Source organism: Streptomyces sp. NPDC029044, from assembly GCF_040637495.1.
Lineage (GTDB): Bacteria > Actinomycetota > Actinomycetes > Streptomycetales > Streptomycetaceae > Streptomyces.
Window position 1 is genome coordinate 35021 of the sequence record NZ_JBEZWN010000053.1, and the last position, 18620, is coordinate 53640.

Sequence of the window (18620 nt, forward strand, 5' to 3'; positions counted from 1 at the left end):
TCCGGGGCCGGGTCAGTGCCGCTCCGGCCCCCTTCCCTCCTCCCTTTCCCCCTCCGACATCGGTCTCCTCGACCCCCTTTGGGAGCGCTTCCATGCCTGACTCCGAGAACCCGGCCACCGCGGTGACCTTCCCGCCCGCCTTCCTGTGGGGCGCGGCGACGTCCGCGTACCAGATCGAGGGCGCGGTGCGGGAGGACGGCCGTACGCCGTCGATCTGGGACACCTTCAGCCATACGCCGGGCAAGACGGCCGGTGGTGAGACCGGTGACATCGCTGTCGACCACTACCACCGCTACCGCGACGACGTGGCGCTGATGGCGGAGCTGGGCCTGGGCGCCTACCGCTTCTCCATCTCGTGGTCGCGGGTGCAGCCGACCGGCCGGGGCCCGGCCGTGCAGAAGGGCCTGGACTTCTACCGGCGGCTGGTGGACGAGCTGCTGTCCAAGGGCATCAAGCCGGCCGTCACCCTCTACCACTGGGACCTGCCGCAGGAGTTGGAGGACGCGGGCGGCTGGCCCGAGCGTGACACGGCGTACCGGTTCGCGGAGTACGCGCAGATCGTCGGCGAGGCGCTGGGCGACCGGGTGGAGCAGTGGATCACGCTCAACGAGCCGTGGTGCAGCGCGTTCCTGGGTTACGCCTCCGGGGTGCACGCTCCGGGCCGGACGGACCCGGTGGCCTCGCTGCGTGCCGCGCACCACCTGAACCTGGCACACGGGCTGGGCGCGTCCGCGCTGCGGTCGGTGATGCCGGCCCGCAACGCGGTCGCGGTCAGTCTCAACTCCTCGGTGGTGCGGCCGCTTTCGCAGGACCCGGCGGATCTGGCCGCGGCCCGGAGGATCGACGACCTGGCCAACGGCGTGTTCCACGGGCCGATGCTGCACGGCGCGTACCCGGAGTCGCTGTACGTGGCGACGGCCGGCCTCACGGACTGGGACTACGTCCTCGACGGCGACCTGGAGCTGATCAACCAGCCGCTGGACGCGCTGGGCCTCAACTACTACACGCCCGCGCTGGTTTCGGCGGCGGACGCGTCGGTGCGGGCGCCGCGCGCCGACGGGCACGGGGCGAGCGACCACTCGCCGTGGCCGGGCGCGGACGACGTCGCCTTCCACCAGACGCCCGGCGACCGCACCGAGATGGGCTGGACGATCGACCCCACCGGCCTGCACGAGCTGATCATGCGCTATACCGGGGAGGCACCGGGCCTGCCGCTGTACATCACGGAGAACGGCGCGGCCTACGACGACAAGATCGACTCCGACGGCCGCGTGCACGACCCGGAGCGGGTGGCCTACCTCCACGGCCACCTGTCGGCGGTCCGTCGGGCGATCGCCGACGGCGCGGACGTCCGCGGCTACTACCTGTGGTCCCTGATGGACAACTTCGAGTGGTCCTACGGCTACGGCAAGCGCTTCGGCGCGGTGTACGTGGACTACGCGACGCTGGAGCGGACGCCGAAGACGAGCGCCCGGTGGTACGGCCGGGCGGCGCGGACCGGGGCGCTGCCGGAGGCCGAGGCGGTCTGACCGACGGGGGACGGGGGGCGGGGCGCGGCACGATTAGGGGAGTGCCGCGCCCCGCCCGGGTCCCCGGCGGCTGTGATCGATCGCCCGGGGCACCACGCAGAAGAGGCGGTCACCGGAGGCCGTCAGGCCTGCGGTGGACTCCACAGCGTCAGCCCTTGTTGGCGCCGAGGGTGAGGCCGCTGACGAACTGGCGCTGGAGCGCGAAGTAGACGATCAGAGTGGGGATCGCGGTGAGCAGGGCGCCGGCGGCGACCAGGTTGGGGTCGGTGAAGTACTGGCCGGAGAGGTTGTTGAGCGCCGAGGTGATCGGCATGTTCTCGCCGGTGGAGATCAGGACGATGGCCCAGAAGAAGTCGTTGTAGATCCAGATGGACAGCAGGGTGGCGAGGGCGGCCATCGCCGGCTTGCACAGGGGCAGCACGATCTGCCAGTACAGCCGCCACACCGATGCGCCGTCGACCAGGGCGGCTTCGGTCAGCTCGTGCGGCAGCGAGCGCATGTAGTTGCTCAGCACGAACGCGCAGAACCCGGACTGGAACGCCACATGGATCAGCACCAGGCCGAGCGCTGAGTCGTACAGCTTGCCGCTCATGGTGATGCCGGGCAGGTCGATCAGCAGGTAGAGCCGGTACAGCGGCGTGATGATGACCTGCTGGGGCAGCAGGTTGCCGGCGGTGAAGACCAGCAGCAGGAACAGGTTGAGGCGGAAGTCGAAGCGGCTGACGTAGAAGGCGACCATCGACGACAGCAGCAGCGTCAGCAGCACGGCCGGGACCGCGATCAGCAGCGTGTTGCCGAAGTAGTGCAGCATGTCCGACTGCTGGAAGGCGGCTGTGAAGTTGTCGAAGGTGAGCTTGTCGGGCCAGGAGACGTAGCCCTTGGTGCTGGTCTCCGCGTACGGCCGCATCGCCGCGAGCAGGGCCCACAGCAGGGGTGCGAGCCAGGCCAGGGCCGTGACGACGAGGAAGGCGTGCAGCAGGACCCGGGCGGGGCGGATCGGGGTGCGCTGCTTGACCGGTGCGCTGACGGTGCTCATGCGCGCCGCTCCTTCCGGAAGGTGGCGATCAGATACGGGATGATCACCGCGAGCGAGATCACCAGCAGGACGACGGCGATCGCGGAGCCGTATCCGATGCGGCTGGACTCACCGATGATGTTGTTCGTCACCAGGATCGACAGCAGTTCGGTGCCCTGGGCGCCCTTGTTGAAGACGAAGACCAAGTCGAAGGCGCGCAGCGCCTCGATGATCGTGACGACCAGGACGACGGTGTTGGTGGGCCGCAGGGTCGGGAAGACGACGTTCTTGAACGTCTGCCACTCGTTGGCGCCGTCCAGGGCGGAGGCCTCGCGCAGGGCGGGATCGACGCTCTTCAGGCCGGCCAGGTAGAGGATCATCATGTAGCCGGCGTGCCGCCAGGACGCGGCGATGAGCACGGCCCACAGGTTCAGGTCCGGGTCGCCGATCCAGTCGATGTAGTGGCCGGGCTTGTTGGCGCCGATGATGCTGTTGATCAGGCCTGTGTCGGGGTTGTAGATCAGCTGCCAGACGAACCCGATGACCGCCAGCGACATCACGACCGGCAGGAAGAACGCGGTCTGGTAGACGCGGCTGAAGCGGATCTTCTTGTCCAGCTGCACGGCGAGGAACAGGCCGAAGGGCGTGGGCAGCAGGATGAGCACCACGAACCAGATGACGTTGTGCTCGACGGCGGGCCAGAACTGCGGGTTGCTGGTGAACAGCTCCCTGAAGTTCTGGAGTCCGACCCACGTGATGGAGTCGAAGCCGATGCCGTCCCAGGTGGTGAAGGCCAGTGCGATCGAGGCCAGCGCCGTCAGCCACACCAGGGCGACGTGCAGGATCGTGGGCACGCCCGCCATCAGGCCGAGCGTGAGGCGGTCGCGGCGGGTGAGCAGACGCCGGTGCCCGTGGGGCACCTTGGCGGGCGGGGGCGTGGGGGCGGGCCCCGGGGCCGGCTGGGTGGCCGGCTCCGGAGCCTTCGCGGGAGTGGCGGTCATGTGGGGATCCGAGTCGTCGAGTCTCCGTTTCCGGTGGGCGGTCAGGAGGAGGCGAAGATCGTCTTCTTCTGGCGTTCGATCGACGAGAGGATGCTGTCGACGTTCTTGGGGTTGCGGATGAAGTTCTGGAGCGCGGGCTGCATCACCGTGGACGTGAAGTCCGGGCGGGAGTCGCGGTCCATGAACTGGGTGAGGCTCTTCGCGCCGGAGATCATCTCGTAGGACTTCTTCTGAAGCGCCGTGTAGGAGGAGGTGTCGGCCTTGGTGGAGGCGGCCACCACGCTGGAGTCGGCCTTGAGGTAGATCTGCTCGGCCTCGGGGGTGCCCAGGTACTCCAGGAGCTTGACGGCGCCGTCGCGGTTCTTCGGGGCCTTGGAGAGCATGAAGCCGTCGGTCGGCGCTTCGACGGTGTCCTGCCCGAACTGCGGGTCGATCTCCGGGAAGGCGAAGAAGTCGAGGTCGTCCAGGTCGGCCTTGTTCGTGAACTGCTGACCGACGAAGGTGCCCAGGAGGTACATGCCGGCCTTCTTGGCCACCAGCGTCTGCGCCGCGTCCTGCCAGGTGCGGCCCACCGCGCCCTCCTGGTGGTAGGGCAGGATCTCCGTCCAGTGGTCGAAGACCTTGCGCACCTTGGGGTCGGTCCAGGACGCCTTGCCGGCCATCAGCTCGACGTGGAAGTCGTAGCCGTTGGTGCGGAAGTTGATCTGGTCGAAGGTGCCCATCGCGGGCCAGGCGTCCTTGTCGCCGAAGGCGATCGGGACCAGCCCGTCCTTCTGCATCCGCTTGCACAGGGCGATGAAGTCGTCCCAGGTGGTGGGGACCTCGTAGCCGTGCTGCTTGAAGACGCTCTTGCGGTAGAACACCGCCCACGGGTACGTGTACAGCGGCACGAAGTAGTACTTGCCGTCCTCGCCCTTGCTGAGCTTCTGCATCGCCTCGGGGAAGTTGCCGGCGATCTTCTGCCAGACGTCGTCGATCGGCGTGGCCAGCTTCTTCGAGGCGAAGAACTGCATGCGGTAGCCGGCGAACCAGGTGAACACGTCGTCGGGCGTGCCCTGAAGATAGGAGTTGATCTGCTCCTGGAACGTGTTGTGGTCCTTGGTGTTCACATCGACCTTGATGCCGGACTTCTTGGTGAAGGCGGCGTAGATCTCCGCGAACGCCTTCTTCGGCACGGCGTCGGACGAGTTGGAGCCGAGGCTGACCGTCTTCGGGTCGGCGGACGAGCCGCTGCCGCCGCAGGCGCTCAGCAGGGGTATGCCGGCGCCGAGCAGGGCCGCGCCGCCCATGCCGCGCAGGAGGGTGCGGCGGCTGGGGACGGGGAGGGAGAAACCGGAGGGCGAGAGGTCGTGCATGGACGGCTCCTGAAGGCAGGGTTCGGCCACGAGGGTGTGGCGTGAAATCCAGTCGCAATCGACCAGAAATCAACTTGACCGAACACGGTGGCGCAATGACAGCCGCATGTCCGGTCATGCGTCAAGAGTCGTTCCCTTCATTTGTCGAAACGTGACCGTCCCGTGAAGACAGCTCGCCGGGAGCGCTCAGCGGGACCAGGAGCGCTCAGCGGGATCGCGAGCGGTGGTATACGGCCGCGAGGCGGCCGGGGCGGCGGCGCCGCGGCTGCCGGTGCCCTCCGGTCGCCGGTGCGCGGCCGTCCAGCTGGATCCAGATGCGCACCTCGGTGCCGCCGAGCACCGAGGAGCCGATCCGTACGTCCCCGCCGGTGGACTCCGCCAGGCGGCGCACGATGTCCAGGCCGAGCCCGGTCGAGCCGTCGCTCCCGGAGCCGCGGCCGCGCGCCATCGCGGCCTCGGGGTCGGGTATGCCGGGGCCCGCGTCGGAGACGAGGACGATCACCGCGTCCTCGCCGTTGTGCACGTCGACGGCGAAGGCGGTGCCCTCCGCGGTGTGCCGGAAGACGTTGCCGAGCAGCGCGTCGAGCGCGGCGGCCAGGTCGGCGCGCGCCACGGGTATGCGCACCGGCCGGTCGGCCCCGGCCACCCGCCACTTGCGGCCCTCGTCCTCGGCGAGCGCCGACCAGAACGCCATCCGCTCCCGCACCACCTCGGCCGCGTCGCACCCGGCGCCCGGGCCGGCCGCGGCCGTCTGCGGCTTGGCCTCCCGGGCCGTACGGATGATGGTGTCGACCTCGCGCTCCAGCTGCTCGACCGCGGTGCGGGTCTGGTCGGCGGCCGGTCCCTCACCGAGCGAGGCGGTGTTGAGCCGCAGCACGGTCAGGGGCGTCCGCAGCCGGTGGGACAGGTCCGCCGCCAGCTCCCGCTCGTTCGCCAGGAGCTGGACGACCTGGTCGGCCATGGAGTTGAACGCGACCGCCGCGAGCCGCAGTTCGGTCGGGCCCTGCTCGGGGACGCGGGCCCCCAGCCGGCCCTCCCCCAGGTCGTGCGCCCCCTCGACCAGGCGCTGCGCGGGCCGGACCATGCGGACGCCCAGCCGGTCGGCGACCGCGACCGAGCCGAGGATCAGCGCCACCCCGACCGCGGCGAGCACCGCCCAGGCCGTGCCCACGCCGTTGGTGACGTCGGACTCCGGCACGTACACCTCGACGACCGCGATCTTGCCGGTGCTGAGGGCGACCGGCTGGAGCAGCGTCGAGCCGCCCGTGACGCCGGTGGTGGAGGCGCGGCCCAGCTTCCGCACGGCCGCGATGTCGGCTTCGGCGGCGCGCCGCCGCCCCAGTTCGAGGGCCTCCCGGCCGTCGCCCGCCGGGAGGTGCACGGCCATCCCGGCGTCGGAACCGGCGGAGGCGACGACCCGCTCCAGCTGGTCGCGGTCGGTGGTGATGGACAGGGCGGGGGCGACGGCCGCGGCCTCCCGCTCGGCGTTGGAGAAGGCGCGGTCACGGGCCATCTCGCGGATGACGAGTCCGAGCGGCACCGCGAAAGCGACCACGACCATGGTGGTCACCGCCAGCGACACCTTGACCAGGGCCCACCTCATCGCGGAGCACCCGCCCCCGGCGGTTCGAGCTTCACACCGACGCCCCGGAGGGTGTGCAGATAGCGCGGGCTGGCCGCCGTCTCGCCCAGTTTCCTGCGCAGCCAGGACAGATGGACGTCGATGGTCTGGTCGTCGCCGTAGGACTGCTGCCACACCTCGGCCAGCAGCTCCTTGCGCGGGACGACGACGCCGGGCCTGCGGGCCAGGAAGGCGAGCAGGTCGAACTCGCGGCGGGTGAGGTCGAGTCGGGTGCCGTCCAGCTCGGCCTGGCGGCGCAGCGGGTCGACGGTCAGGCCGCCGACCCGGATGACGGGGGACGGCTCCCCTTCCGCGGCGCCGGAGCGGGCGCGGCGCAGCACGGCCGCCATGCGGGCCGAGAGGTGCTCCACCGAGAAGGGCTTGGTCAGGTAGTCGTCCGCCCCGGCGTTCAGCAGCCGGACGATCTCCGTCTCGTCGTCCCGGGCCGTGGCGACGATCACCGGCACGTCGGTGATCCCGCGCAGCATCTTCAGGGCCTCGGACCCGTCGAGATCGGGCAGTCCGAGGTCCAGGATCACCACGTCGAAACGGAGATGGGCGACCTCGCGCAGCGCCTCCAGTGCCGTACCGACGCTGCGCACGGTGTGTGAGGCGTCGGTCAGGTGCCGGATCAGCGCCGAGCGTACGAACTGGTCGTCCTCGACCACGAGCACACTTGCCATGCGCCGCACCGTACGCCATCTCGAACAGCCGGGTGCGGGCCTGTGGACAACTCCCCGGCTGGGGACAACGGACCACCGCACGGCCCCTTTTGCGGACATCGCGGGGGGCACGTTCGGCGCGTGAGGCAGTATGGCCCGCGATGCGCAGAGGACTCGTACACGTACTGGCCTGGCTGCTCGCCACGGGCGCGGCGGTCACGCTGTCGTGGTGGGGCGTCCACACCGTGATGACGGGGACGGCCTACGATCCGCCGCGCGCGCTGCCCATCAAGGCCGCCGACGTGGTCACACGGGAGCCGAAGGCGCCGGCGGCCACGCCGCCGGAGCGGACCCCTCCACCGAAGCGGCGGGAGCCGAGCGAGCCCCCGGCGTCCACGGCCGGGAGTCCGCGCCCCGCTCCCCCACCCTCGCCCAGCGCCGCCCCCACCGCCACGGGCCGGGTGAAGAGCTATGACACCGACGGCGGCCGGGCGGTCTTCGATCTCGGGAAGACCTCCGCCTCGCTCGTCTCGGCGACGCCCGGGGCGGGCTGGTCGATGCAGGTGTGGAAGACGGAGTCGTGGATCCGCGTGGAGTTCTCCTCGGGCGCGGACCGGGTGTCGGTGTTCTGCACGTGGCACGACGGGCCGCCGCGGGTGGAGATCGGGACCTACTGAATGCCGCGGGCGGCCGGCTGCGCTCCTCTCGGCCGAGCGCCGCGGCCGGTCATCTGAAGACCGACGCCGGTGGCGCCGGCGACGCAGTGGCCGCGATGTCCGTGACGGGCGCGGCCCCTCCCGTGAAGTCCGTGAGCGTCCTGCCGTGCTCGACCCGGGCGGGATGCGGGTCGGAGGCGGCGAGGCGGGTCAGTTCGGCTGTCGGCAGCGGGTGGTCGGAGGCGACCAGGACGGCGTTCCCGAAGCGCTTGCCGCGCAGCACCGCCGGATCCGCGACCAGCGCGAGCCGCTCGAAACGGGCGGCGGCGGTGGCGATCTGGCCGCGCAGGTGCGTGAGCGGCGGTCCGTCTGCGAGGTTGGCGGCGTAGACACCGCCGGGCTTGAGGGCCCTGCGCACGTCGTCGAGGAATTCGGTCGAGGTCAGGTGGGCCGGTGTCCGGGCTCCGCTGAACACGTCGGTGATGACGAGGTCGGCCCAGCCGTCCGGCACTTTGGCGAGACCTTCGCGGGCGTCGGTGGAGCGCACGCGTATGCGCGCGTTCGGATCCAGCGGCAGCGCGCGGCGGACCAGTTGGACGAGGGTGCCGTCCCGTTCGACGACCTGCTGGGTGGAGCGGGGCCGGGTGGCGGCGACGTAGCGGGCCAGGGTGAGGGCGCCGCCGCCGAGGTGCACGGCGTGCACGGGCCGGCCGGGCGGGGCGACGAGGTCGATCACGTGCCCGAGGCGGCGCTGGTACTCGAAGGACAGGTACGCCGGGTCGTCCAGGTCGACGTGGGACTGCGGGGCTCCGTCGATCACCAGGGTCCAGGCGCGGGCCCGCTCGCGGTCGGGTATCAGCTCGGCGAGCCCGCCGTCGACGCTCTCGACGACGGCCTCGGCACCGGCCTGTCTGCGCCGGCCGCCCTTGGACTTTCCCATGGGGCCATTATCCGGGTGACCTGTTAAGCGGGGTGTACGCTCCCGCGGCCCGGTGGAGGTGCTCCTGCGACCCAGCGGCTGTGGCTCCAACGGCCCGGTGGAGGTGGCTCCCGCGGCCCGGCGGGTGCAGCTCCCGCGACCGTGGGTGGTTGTGGCTCCCAGGGCCCGGCGGACATGGCTACCGCAGCCCGGCGACGTGGCTCCCGCAGCCCGGCGGACATGGCTACCGCAGCCCTGCGGACGTGGCTCCCGCAGCCCGGCGAGGTGGCTCCCGCAGCCCGGCGGGTGCAGCTCCCGCGACCCTGGGTGGTTGTGGCTCCCAGGGCCCGGTGTCCGGGGGGCGCCTCAGCGGCAGCTGTCGGCCGCCTTGATCATCCGGGCGGCCTCTCCCAGGGCCTCGCGCAGCACAGCGGGATCGGTCGCGAGGTCGGCCTCGCCGGGCGGCAGCAGCCAGTCCGAGCCCGCCCCCGGGGGTTCGGGCGCCAGGGGCAGCCCCCGTCCGTGGGTCTCCGTGCAGGTGCTTCCCGGCACGTCCCACGCGGCGGCCGTCCCCGGCGGCACCAGGAAGCCGAGGGTGTCGCCGCCGTCGTCGTGCAGTACGGGCCCCACCGCGTCCCCCGGTCCGCGCCGCAGGATGTCGACCGCCTCCAGCCCCTGCCGGGCCGGCACCGTCACCACATCGCAGCCGGCCGCCGGGGTGCCCGGCGGCGTACGAACATCGTTGACCCGGCTGGTCTCCATCCGGCCTCCACCACGAAAAGCCCTGCTTGGACGAGCGGTCGGGAGTCGGGGGCCTCCCGGTCCGCAGAGTTCAACGCGGCAGACCGTCAAGGGCTACGGCGGAAGTCAGCCGCAAAGGATGGCACTTCATGGCAGATCACGGATGAGATATCCGGTTTGTAGCCAAACCCAGCGTGGTGGCTCCATCACAGCAGGTACGTTCTTGCTCGCCGGACACGGGGCCGACGATGCGGGCATACCGCAACAAGTCGCTCTGTTTCCGGCATGGTTCGACGGTTCGCACGGGAGGACCCGGCCATGGCGTCGTCGTCGTTGACCTCGTCTCAACCCCACCGGCCGCCGCGGCCGAACCTCGTCTTCCGGCGACTGCGCGGACAGCGCTCACCGGCCGAGTTCGCCGCGGCGATCCGCCGGGCCGGGCTCGAGATCGGCGAGCAGGTCAGCTGTGACGCGCGGTACATCGGCCGGGTCGAGGCGGGCGAGATCCGCTGCCCCAACTACGCGTACGAACGGGTGTTCCTGCACATGTTCCCAGGCCGCACGCTCACAGACCTGGGGTTCGCGCCCCGCTCGTCGGTACGCGGACGCCGGGCGCGCGAAACCGAGGGCGCGCCCCTGACGCGCACCGCGAACCCGGCGAACGCCACGAGTGAGACCAGCGGGGCGGGCGAGCCGTATGAAACGCAGGACCCGTACGACCCGCACCACCCGCACGACACCTACGAGGAGAGCGACGTGCTACGTCGCGCGTTCATGACCGGCGGAGGCGCCACGGTGGCCGCCGCCTCACTGGGGCCCGTCGGCCTCGCCCTCGACGCCGCGGCGGCGCAGCGCCCCGTGCACCGCGCCGGGGCGAGCGACGCGGGTGCCCTGGAAGAAGCCGTCCGCCGGATCCGGCTGCTGGACGACCGGCACGGGGCCGACGGCCTCTACCGGCGCGCCGCCGCCCCGCTGCGCGCGGCCTACGCCCTGCTGGACGCCGGCACGACCCGGCAGACGACTGCGGACCGGCTCTACTCGGGCGCCGGTGAACTGGCCATCTCCGTGGGCTGGCTGGCCCACGACTCGGGGCGCTTCGACGACGCCCGCTCGCACTACGCGGAGGCCCTCGCGACCGCCCGGATGACCGGCGACCCCGGCCTGGAGGCGCACGCGTTCTGCAACACGGCGTTCCTGGCGCGCGACGCGGGCCGGCCGCGCGAGGCGGTCCGGGCGGCCCAGGCCGCGCAGCGCGTGGCCCGGCCGGTGGGCTCGGCCCGGCTGATGTCGCTCCTCGCGCTGCGCGAGGCGGGCGGCTGGGCGGGGCTGGCCGACCGCGTCGGCTGCGAACAGGCACTGGCCCGGGCGCAGGCCTTCTTCGAGCGGGGCCCCTCGGACGCCGACCCGGAGTGGATGAGCTTCTACGGGGAGGCCGAACTGGAGGGCCTGGAGGCGCAGTGCTGGTCCACGCTCGGCGACTGGCCCCGGGCGGCGCGGCACGCGCGCCGGGCCGCCGCGCTCCAGGATCCGCACTTCACCCGGAACATCGCCCTCTACACGGCGGAGCTTGCGGACGACCTCGCGCGCGGGGGCCGGCCGGACGAGGCCGCGGTGGCGGGGATGCGGGTGCTGGATCTGCTGGAGGAGGTCCAGTCGGCCCGCGTGCAGACGATGCTGGCGGCGACGGCCCGGGTGCTGCTGCCGCACCGCAGGGCCTCCGGGGTGTCGGCGTTCCTGGAGAGGCACGCCTCGTCGCCGCGCACGCCCTGAGGGTTTGTGGCGAACGTCACGCCTGGCGCGCGGCGCCCGGCACTCCCAGGTGCCCCAGGTCGTTCCAGCTCTCGATCGCCGGCTCCCCGTAGGCCCAGCCCAGCACCGACAGCGATGTGGGGTTCAGCCGGATCCGGGCCGCGAAGTCGATCGGAAGGCCCAGCCACCGCGCCCCGATGGAGCGCAGGATGTGCCCGTGGGCGAAGACCAGGACGTCGCGGTCCTCGGAGCGGGCCCAGGAGACCACTGCGTCGGCCCGGGCCGTGACCTCGGCGAGCGACTCCCCGTCCGGGACGCCGTCGCGCCAGATCAGCCAGCCGGGCCGGACGGCCTGGATGTCGGCGGGCGTCATGCCCTCGTACGCCCCGTAGTCCCACTCCAGCAGCGCGTCCCAGGTACGCGCGCGGTCGCCGAAGCCGGCCAGCTCGCAGGTCTCACGCGCGCGTGCCAGCGGGCTGGTGCGGATCTCGACGCCGGCCAGGCCGTCGTACGGGGCCCGGTGCAGGCGCTCGCCCAGCCGCTCGGCGCCGCGCCGGCCCTCCTCCAGGAGCGGCACGTCCGTCCTGCCCGTGTGCTTGCCGGACAGGGACCACTCGGTCTGTCCGTGGCGGGCCAGCAGGATGCGCGCGGGCATGGAGCACCTTTCCGGAAGAACAACGCGAGAAGAACGACGCAGGGGGAACTCCTCCATCATGGCGCACGCCCTCCGGGGGCAACCCGGGGGGCGATCTCTGCGTCTTTGAGGGCCGAAGGCGCCCCCCGGGGCGCGGGTCCACACCGTAAAGTGGCACGGCCGACCGGGCTACACGTGATGACGAAGGGGGAGGACGATCGGATGCAGCACACCGAGACACCGGGCACCGAGGCGGCCCCCGCGCCCAGGCTGCGCTGGTGGACCGAGCTGCCGCTGATCCTTCTGGTGTACGGGTTCTACTCGGCCGGCCGGCTCCTCGCCCGCGGTGACGTCTCCGGCGCCGTCGACCACGGTCTGGCGCTCCTGCGCTTCGAGAAGGCGCTGTACCTCAACTTCGAACACCCGCTCAACCGCCTCTTCACGCGCGAGGCCTGGATAGGCATACCCGCCGACTTCTGGTACGCGTCTCTGCACTACCTGGTCACCCCGGCGGTCCTGGTGTGGCTCTTCCGTTCCCGGGCCGTGCGCTACCGCGCCGCGCGCACCTGGCTCATGACGTCCACCCTCATCGGTCTGATCGGCTTCACCCTGCTGCCGACCTGCCCGCCCCGGCTCCTCGACGCGAGCCACGGCTTCGTGGACACGATGGCGCAGTACAGCTCGTACGGCTGGTGGGGCGGCGCCGCGAGCGCGCCGCGCGGCATGGGGGACATGACCAACCAGTACGCGGCCATGCCGAGCCTGCACGTGGGCTGGGCCCTGTGGTGCGGAGTGATGCTGTGGCGCTTCGGCGGTACGCGCCTGACGAAGACGGCCGCCGTCGCCTACCCCCTGATCACGACGATCGTGGTCATGGGCACGGCCAACCACTACTTCCTCGACGCGGTCGCGGGCGCGGCCGTCATGGGCGTCGGACTGCTGCTGGCCCCCGCCGTGATGCGTACCTCGGACCGGGTCAAAGCACGGTTCGTGCCGCGCGTCGCACCGGTCACGGCGGACTCTTCCGCCGCAGGTTCCTCGATTGTCAGTGCCGGATGCCAGACTTCCGCGGGTGAGCGAATTCCACGGCAGCGCGAGTCGCGGCACGGAGCGGGAGCCGAGCCGGGTGCCTCCCCCAAGGACGCGGGGGACGGCGCTCCGGCAGCAGCTCGCTGAGCTGCGCGGCCCCGACGTACCCGCGAAGGCACTGGACGCGCGCGCCCTGGCGGCGCTGGCCGCCAACCCCGGTTGTGCGCGGCGCGCGATCCTCGACGGCGCCGGGGTGAACAAGACGGCCCTGGCGAGCGCGCTGGGCTCGCCGTCGGCGTTCGGGCAGTCGCAGTTCGCGCTCACCCGGGGCAACGCCTTCGAGGCGAAGGTCAAGGCCGACGGCGGCGCGGAGCTGCTGCGGCTGGTGCACGAGAAGCTCGACCGGTCCGCCGAGCCGCCCTCCGACGCGCGCGTACCCGACCTGACGGCGTCCGGCCCCCAGGGGCGCACGGCCCGTACGGAGCTGGAGCTGCGGGAGGCCACCGCGCGTCCGGGCGTGTGGACGCTGCTCGACCATCCGATGCTCGCGCTGGACGTCGCGGGCTCCCCCGCGTTCCTGGAGCCGGACGCGGTGGTGGTCCATCCTGACGGCGGCTGGACGGTCGTGGAGATCAAGTCCTTCCCGCTGCTGGACGGTTCGGCGGACCCGGCGAAGGTAGGGGCGGCGGCCCGGCAGGCGGCGGTGTACGTGCTGGCCCTGGAGGAGGTCGCGGCCCGTCTCGCCCCGGAAGGGTCTCCGGCCCCGCAGGTGCGGCACCGGGTCCTGCTGGTGTGCCCCCGGGACTTCTCCAACCTGCCCGCCGCGTCCGCCGTCGACATCCGCAAGCAGCGGGCGGTCACCGCCCGTCAGCTGGCCCGGCTGACCCGCATCGAGGACATCGCCGACGCGCTTCCCGAGGGCACCTGCTTCTCGCCGGAGCTGCCCGTCGAGGAGCTGACGGCGGCCGTGGAGTCGGTCCCGGCGACGTACGCGCCCGAGTGCCTGTCCGCGTGCGAACTGGCCTTCCACTGCCGGGCCCGGTCCCGCGAGGAGGGCGCCGTGACCACGCTCGGGCGTCCGGTCCGGGCGGAACTGGGTGGCCTGACGACCGTGGAGGAGGTCCTCGCGGCCGCGCGCGGCGAGGCGGGCGATCCCGGCGACCCGGCCGTGGCGGCCCTGCGGCGGGCGGCCGCCCTGCGCGCCGAGGCACTGGAGGCGGCGTGTCGCTGATCTCCACCCTGGCCCGCCTGGAAGCCGTCAGCACGGGCCGTGCCCAGCCCGCCGCCACCGTCCGGCACCGTCATCTCGGCGACCGCCCGCTCGTGTTGGTGCCGCTGATCACCGCCGGTGAGGCCGGCGCCCCGCTGGGCGCGCTGGTCGGCACCGACCGGGACGCGCCGCGGCTGCTGGCCGTCCCGCAGCCCCGCGACCGCGACCTCAGGTTCGCGTTCCTGGCCGAACTGGCCGGCGTCGTGCTGCCGTACGTCGACTCCTACGCCGAGACCGTGGAGGCCGCCGAGCGCACCGAGACGGACCCGGAGACCGGCAAGCGCGTCAAGGTCGAGGTCGATCTGTGCGCGGACGCGCCGCAGCTGATCGTGCCGAGCCGCGCGGGCATCGACCTGGTGCGGCTGCTCGGGCGCTCGATGCGGTTCCGGCGTACGGCGGAGCAGGATCCGGAGGCTCCCTATCCGGCGCCGCCCCGGGTGCCGCTGCTGGGGCGGTGGCTGACGCACTTCGGGGAGCGGGCCCGGGTGCCCGGCTCCTCGCTGCTCCTGGCGATGACCGACCTGCTGGGCCGGCACTGGGTGACCGGGCAGTCCACCCTGGAGGACCAGCACCTGGGGGCGCTGCTGGCCTGGATCGACCCGCCGGAGGGCGTCACCGGCGCGGAGGCCGCGCTGCGGGCCGAGCTGGAGCGGGACGAGCGGGGCCAGCTGACGTGCCCGCCGGCCGGCCCGGCCACCGACCCGGCGTTCGACAACAAGCTGCTCGCCCCGGCCATCGAGCGCTACGACCGGGCCCGCACCGCCCTCGCCGCCGCTGAGGACGGGCTGGAGGCCGACGACCGGCTCGGTGCGCTGACCACGGCCGAGCGGGAGATCCGCGACCTGGTGCTCAGCCGCACCCGGCCCACCTGGGACGCGGTCTGGCGGGGCCTGGACCTGCTGCGGGAGCTGCCCGAGGGGGCGCGGGTCGAGGAGCGGTGGACCCGCGACCGCTGGTCGTTCACCGGCCACCGCGACCGGGTGCTGGCCGGGGAACCCCCGCAGCCGCGCTGCGACGACGCGGTCACAGCGGCGAACAAGCTCGCCACGCGCGAGCGCGAGCAGGCCCGGCTGGAGGCGCAGGAGGCCCTCGACGACCCGCTGGTGATGGCGGGCCGGCGGCTGTCCGGGGAGGCGTTCGCGGGTGAGGTCACCGATGTCGTGATGGCGTACAGCGACGGCAAGCGGCCGAGCCCCCGCCCCCTGGTCACGGTGCGCACGGACGACCGGCCGCAGCTCGGCGAGCGGACGAAGGTGTTCCGGTCGCTGGGCGGGAAGCCGCAGTCGGCGGAGTTCGTGGCGCACGAGGAGGACGGCGCGTGTGTCGTGCTGCGGGTTCTCGACAAGATGGGCCGCGGGAAGGAGCCGGAGCCGGGTTCGGTGCCGGAGAAGGGCGACCGGGTCTGCTTCACGCTCTTCGAGCACGAACAGCGGGGCGGGGCGAAGCTGCCGGATGCGGAGGAGACGCCGTGGACGCACGGCGGGCCGCCCGGTGAGGCGGCCCTGGAGGCGGCCGACCCGGTGACCGAGGAGGATGTGCTGTGACCACGGTGTTCGACCCCTCGGTCGCCGCGGGGCAGGCGACCGACGCGATCCTGCGCGACACGCTGCACGGCACCGCGCGCGGGGTCGTCGTGGATTCCCCGCCGGGCGCGGGCAAGTCCACGCTGGTGGTCCGCGCGGCGCTGGAACTGGCGGCGGCGGGCCATCCGTTGATGGTGGTCGCGCAGACCAACGCCCAGGTCGACGATCTGGTCCTGCGGCTGGCCGAGAAGAATCCGGAGCTGCCGGTGGGCCGGCTGCACAGCAGCGACTCCGACCCGTACGACAAGGCGCTCGACGGCCTGGAGAACGTACGCAAGTCGGCCAAGGCTTCCGACCTCGCCGGGCTGGCCGTGGTGCTCTCGACGGCGGCGAAGTGGGCGCACGTCAAGGTCGACGAGCCGTGGCCGTACGCGATCGTCGACGAGGCGTACCAGATGCGGTCGGACTCGCTGCTCGCGGTGGCCGGGCTGTTCGAGCGGGCGCTGTTCGTGGGTGACCCGGGGCAGCTGGATCCGTTCGCGATCGTGGGCAGCGAGCAGTGGGCGGGTCTGGCGTACGACCCTTCGGCCTCTGCGGTGACGACCCTGCTCGCGCACAACCCGGACCTGCCGCAGCACCGGCTGCCGGTCTCCTGGCGGCTTCCGGCCTCGGCGGCGCCCCTGGTCTCGGACGCGTTCTACCCGTACACGCCGTTCCGCAGCGGCACCGGCCCCGGCGACCGGACCCTGGCCTTCGGCGTGCCGTCGGACGGCTCGGGCCCCGACCGGGTGATCGACGAGGCGGCCGCGTCGGGCTGGGGCCTGCTGGAGCTGCCCGCCCGGCACACTCCGCGCACGGACCCGGAGGCGGTCGGGGCGGTGGCGACGGTCGTACGGCGTCTGCTGGACCGGGCGGGCGCGGCGACCTCGGAGCGTTCCACCGTCCCCTCGCCCCTCACCGCCGACCGGATCGCCGTCGGCACGGCCCACCGGGACCAGGCGGCCGCGGTCCGCGCCGCCCTGGCCGGCCTCGGCGTCACCGACGTGGTCGTGGACACGGCGAACCGGCTACAGGGCCGGGAGTACGACGTCACGGTGGTCCTGCACCCCCTCTCCGGCCGCCCCGACGCCACGGCCTTCCACCTGGAGACGGGCCGCCTCTGCGTCCTGGCCTCCCGCCACCGGCACGCCTGCATCGTGGTCTGCCGGGCGGGGGTGAGCGACCTGCTGGACGACTATCCGTCGACGGAGCCGGTGCAACTGGGGACGGTGGTGAAGTTCCCGGACGGCTGGGAGGCGAACCACGCCGTCCTGGCCCACCTCGCGGAACACCGGGTGGCCTGGCATCCATGACCGCACCACGGCTACACCCCTCCTCACCGTCGGCCGGCACGCCGCCGGAAGCGGCCGACGAATCCAGCCCGGACGGCTGGGAGGCGAACCACGCCGTCCTGACCCACCTGGCCGAACACCGGGTGCCCTGGCATCCATGACCGCACCACGGCTACGCCCCACCCCACCGCCGGCGTCCGTGACCGCACCACGGCTACGCCCCTCCCGGCACGATCTGGCCGGAACATGGCGCCTCGCGGAGCCGTGCCGAACACCGGGTGGTGGGGCGGCCGTACCCACTACCGCGATGCCCACTTGCGCGCCCGCGAGACAATGGACGGTGGCCCACTCCACCTGGGAGTCCCCCGCCCGCGCGGGAGGGCCAGCGCGACGTACGAGGAGGAGAAGACATGGCGGAGCCCACGCCGCGTCGGAACGAACCGCGGCTACGCCCCGCGCCCCTGCTCTTCGAGCCCGCGGAGGCGGCCTCCGACCCTGAGCACTTCTTCGACCTCGAGTCGATCGACGACCCCCGGGCCCTGCTGGCCCGGGCGACGGAGCTGACGCTGGCGTTCCGGGCCGCGGCGGACCGGGCGGTGGAGTTCCAGGCGATGGCCGCGGCCCAGCTGGCCGACCCGCGGAGGTTCGACCGGCTGACGACGGCGGACATCGCCGAGCGGGCCGAGTGGACCGAGGACTACGCCAAGAAGATGGTCGAGTTCGGGCGGGATCTGATGCGGGGCGGCGCCGAGGGCCGGGGGCCCGGCGAGACCGCGTAGAACAAGCCCTTCCCGATCACCTGGCATATGCCAGGCGGGCAAGATACTCCCTCCCACCCCCTCCTGTCCCGGTTTCCCGCAACCCTCGGGAACCGGACGCTCACGGCGGGTAGACCTGGATGCCATGAGCAGCTCATGGAACGCCTCCGATGTCACCCCGGACGGGGCCGCCTGGCTCGCGTCGGCAGGAACGTATCCGCGAAGCACGCTCGCCCTGTGGGAGGAGCGGCCGGACGCACCGGTCGTCCTGCCCTGCGGGGCGGTCTTCGACGTCGTCAGCGCTCCCTCGATGTTCGGCCGGCGGATGCTCGACCGGCTGTGGGAGGACGGTCCGGGCTCGGGCCCGGTCGCGGAGTTCCGGGGGCGGATCCTGCTGTTCGCCGCCCCCGGGACGGCACAGCGGCTCCCCGCACTGCTGGACTGGGAGGAGTGGGGCGCGCGGGACGGCCGGGAGACCAACCGCACGGACGCGGTGCCGCCGCTCCTCTGCCACGGCACCGGCGACGCGGTGACCGTCCCCGCGCCGTCGGGGAGCGCCTCCTGCGTCCACCGCTCGGCGTCCCGCTGGCTGGTCGCCCCCGACACCCGTCAGCCCTGGCTCCCCGGCCCCGAGGTACTGCTCTGGGCGGCCGTCCGGGCGGCCCGCTCGGCGGTGCGGATTTCGATTTTTCCTCCCGCCGACCAGGATGCTAAGGTCTACGACGTCAGCAGGCGCCGCTAGCTCAGTTGGTTAGAGCAGCTGACTCTTAATCAGCGGGTCCGGGGTTCGAGTCCCTGGCGGCGCACGTTGTCGGTGGCGGCTTGTG

At 72.6% G+C, this 18620-nt stretch carries 18 protein-coding genes and 1 tRNA gene; 11 read left to right on the forward strand and 8 right to left on the reverse strand.

Features of this window, described 5'->3' with window-relative positions; genetic code table 11:
- The first annotated feature begins 92 nt into the window (after positions 1-92).
- Positions 93-1529 carry a GH1 family beta-glucosidase gene (locus tag AB0E85_RS30695; RefSeq protein WP_361933920.1) on the forward strand — a complete coding sequence of 479 codons (1437 nt, stop codon included), beginning with the start codon at positions 93-95 and terminating at the stop codon, positions 1527-1529.
- 148 nt (positions 1530-1677) lie between these two features.
- Here AB0E85_RS30695 and AB0E85_RS30700 read toward each other — a convergent pair whose 3' ends face one another.
- The 5 genes from AB0E85_RS30700 to AB0E85_RS30720 all read right to left on the reverse strand — a co-directional run bounded on the left by AB0E85_RS30700 (position 1678) and on the right by AB0E85_RS30720 (position 7204).
- Positions 1678-2565 carry a carbohydrate ABC transporter permease gene (locus tag AB0E85_RS30700; RefSeq protein WP_361933922.1) on the reverse strand — a complete coding sequence of 296 codons (888 nt, stop codon included), beginning with the start codon at positions 2563-2565 and terminating at the stop codon, positions 1678-1680.
- Entirely contained in the window at positions 2562-3545 is a 984-nt protein-coding gene (locus AB0E85_RS30705; protein WP_361933924.1) for a sugar ABC transporter permease, read from the reverse strand. The genes AB0E85_RS30700 and AB0E85_RS30705 overlap by 4 nt, the downstream gene beginning before the upstream one ends.
- A gap of 41 nt (positions 3546-3586) precedes the next feature.
- A complete protein-coding gene (locus AB0E85_RS30710; RefSeq protein ID WP_361933927.1) occupies positions 3587-4900 on the reverse strand; it encodes an ABC transporter substrate-binding protein in 1314 nt (437 codons plus the stop codon).
- A 205-nt stretch (positions 4901-5105) separates the two neighbouring features.
- Positions 5106-6503 (reverse strand): HAMP domain-containing sensor histidine kinase, encoded by a 1398-nt coding sequence (locus AB0E85_RS30715; RefSeq protein ID WP_361933930.1) that lies wholly within the window; start codon positions 6501-6503, stop codon positions 5106-5108.
- Positions 6500-7204 (reverse strand): response regulator transcription factor, encoded by a 705-nt coding sequence (locus AB0E85_RS30720; RefSeq protein ID WP_361933933.1) that lies wholly within the window; start codon positions 7202-7204, stop codon positions 6500-6502. The genes AB0E85_RS30715 and AB0E85_RS30720 overlap by 4 nt, the downstream gene beginning before the upstream one ends.
- A gap of 140 nt (positions 7205-7344) precedes the next feature.
- On the opposite strand from AB0E85_RS30720, the gene AB0E85_RS30725 reads away from it, so the two are divergent.
- Positions 7345-7860, forward strand: a complete 516-nt coding sequence (locus AB0E85_RS30725; protein ID WP_361933936.1) for a hypothetical protein — start codon at positions 7345-7347, stop codon at positions 7858-7860.
- 49 nt (positions 7861-7909) lie between these two features.
- On the opposite strand, the gene AB0E85_RS30730 is transcribed toward AB0E85_RS30725, so the two are convergent.
- Complete coding sequence (locus tag AB0E85_RS30730) at positions 7910-8779, reverse strand: fused MFS/spermidine synthase (RefSeq protein ID WP_361933938.1); 870 nt, start codon at positions 8777-8779, stop codon at positions 7910-7912.
- Positions 8780-9124: 345 nt separating this feature from the next.
- On the reverse strand, positions 9125-9520 hold the full coding sequence (locus tag AB0E85_RS30735) for a hypothetical protein (protein WP_361933941.1): 396 nt from the start codon (positions 9518-9520) through the stop codon (positions 9125-9127).
- A 297-nt stretch (positions 9521-9817) separates the two neighbouring features.
- On the opposite strand from AB0E85_RS30735, the gene AB0E85_RS30740 reads away from it, so the two are divergent.
- The gene (locus AB0E85_RS30740) at positions 9818-11269 is read left to right on the forward strand and encodes a hypothetical protein (protein ID WP_361933944.1); all 1452 of its coding nucleotides are present in this window, start codon (positions 9818-9820) and stop codon (positions 11267-11269) included.
- A gap of 16 nt (positions 11270-11285) precedes the next feature.
- On the opposite strand, the gene AB0E85_RS30745 is transcribed toward AB0E85_RS30740, so the two are convergent.
- Positions 11286-11903, reverse strand: a complete 618-nt coding sequence (locus AB0E85_RS30745; RefSeq protein WP_361933946.1) for a histidine phosphatase family protein — start codon at positions 11901-11903, stop codon at positions 11286-11288.
- 201 nt (positions 11904-12104) lie between these two features.
- Between AB0E85_RS30745 and AB0E85_RS30750 the strand changes: the two genes are divergently transcribed.
- From AB0E85_RS30750 to AB0E85_RS30785, 8 genes are all read left to right on the forward strand, one after another.
- Positions 12105-13058, forward strand: coding sequence for a phosphatase PAP2 family protein (locus AB0E85_RS30750; protein ID WP_361933949.1), 954 nt, complete (start codon positions 12105-12107; stop codon positions 13056-13058).
- On the forward strand, positions 13009-14142 hold the full coding sequence (locus tag AB0E85_RS30755; RefSeq protein WP_361933951.1) for a hypothetical protein: 1134 nt from the start codon (positions 13009-13011) through the stop codon (positions 14140-14142). Before AB0E85_RS30750 ends, AB0E85_RS30755 begins: the two co-directional genes overlap by 50 nt.
- Positions 14133-15725 carry a hypothetical protein gene (locus AB0E85_RS30760; protein ID WP_361933954.1) on the forward strand — a complete coding sequence of 531 codons (1593 nt, stop codon included), beginning with the start codon at positions 14133-14135 and terminating at the stop codon, positions 15723-15725. The genes AB0E85_RS30755 and AB0E85_RS30760 overlap by 10 nt, the downstream gene beginning before the upstream one ends.
- On the forward strand, positions 15722-17056 hold the full coding sequence (locus AB0E85_RS30765) for an AAA domain-containing protein (protein WP_361933957.1): 1335 nt from the start codon (positions 15722-15724) through the stop codon (positions 17054-17056). Before AB0E85_RS30760 ends, AB0E85_RS30765 begins: the two co-directional genes overlap by 4 nt.
- Positions 17053-17196, forward strand: coding sequence for a hypothetical protein (locus AB0E85_RS30770; RefSeq protein ID WP_361933960.1), 144 nt, complete (start codon positions 17053-17055; stop codon positions 17194-17196). Before AB0E85_RS30765 ends, AB0E85_RS30770 begins: the two co-directional genes overlap by 4 nt.
- 249 nt (positions 17197-17445) lie before the next feature.
- The gene (locus AB0E85_RS30775; protein WP_191845940.1) at positions 17446-17814 is read left to right on the forward strand and encodes a hypothetical protein; all 369 of its coding nucleotides are present in this window, start codon (positions 17446-17448) and stop codon (positions 17812-17814) included.
- Positions 17815-17938: 124 nt separating this feature from the next.
- Positions 17939-18535, forward strand: coding sequence for a bifunctional DNA primase/polymerase (locus AB0E85_RS30780; protein ID WP_361933963.1), 597 nt, complete (start codon positions 17939-17941; stop codon positions 18533-18535).
- A tRNA-Lys gene (locus tag AB0E85_RS30785) sits at positions 18526-18599 on the forward strand. Before AB0E85_RS30780 ends, AB0E85_RS30785 begins: the two co-directional genes overlap by 10 nt.
- The last annotated feature ends 21 nt before the right edge of the window (positions 18600-18620 follow it).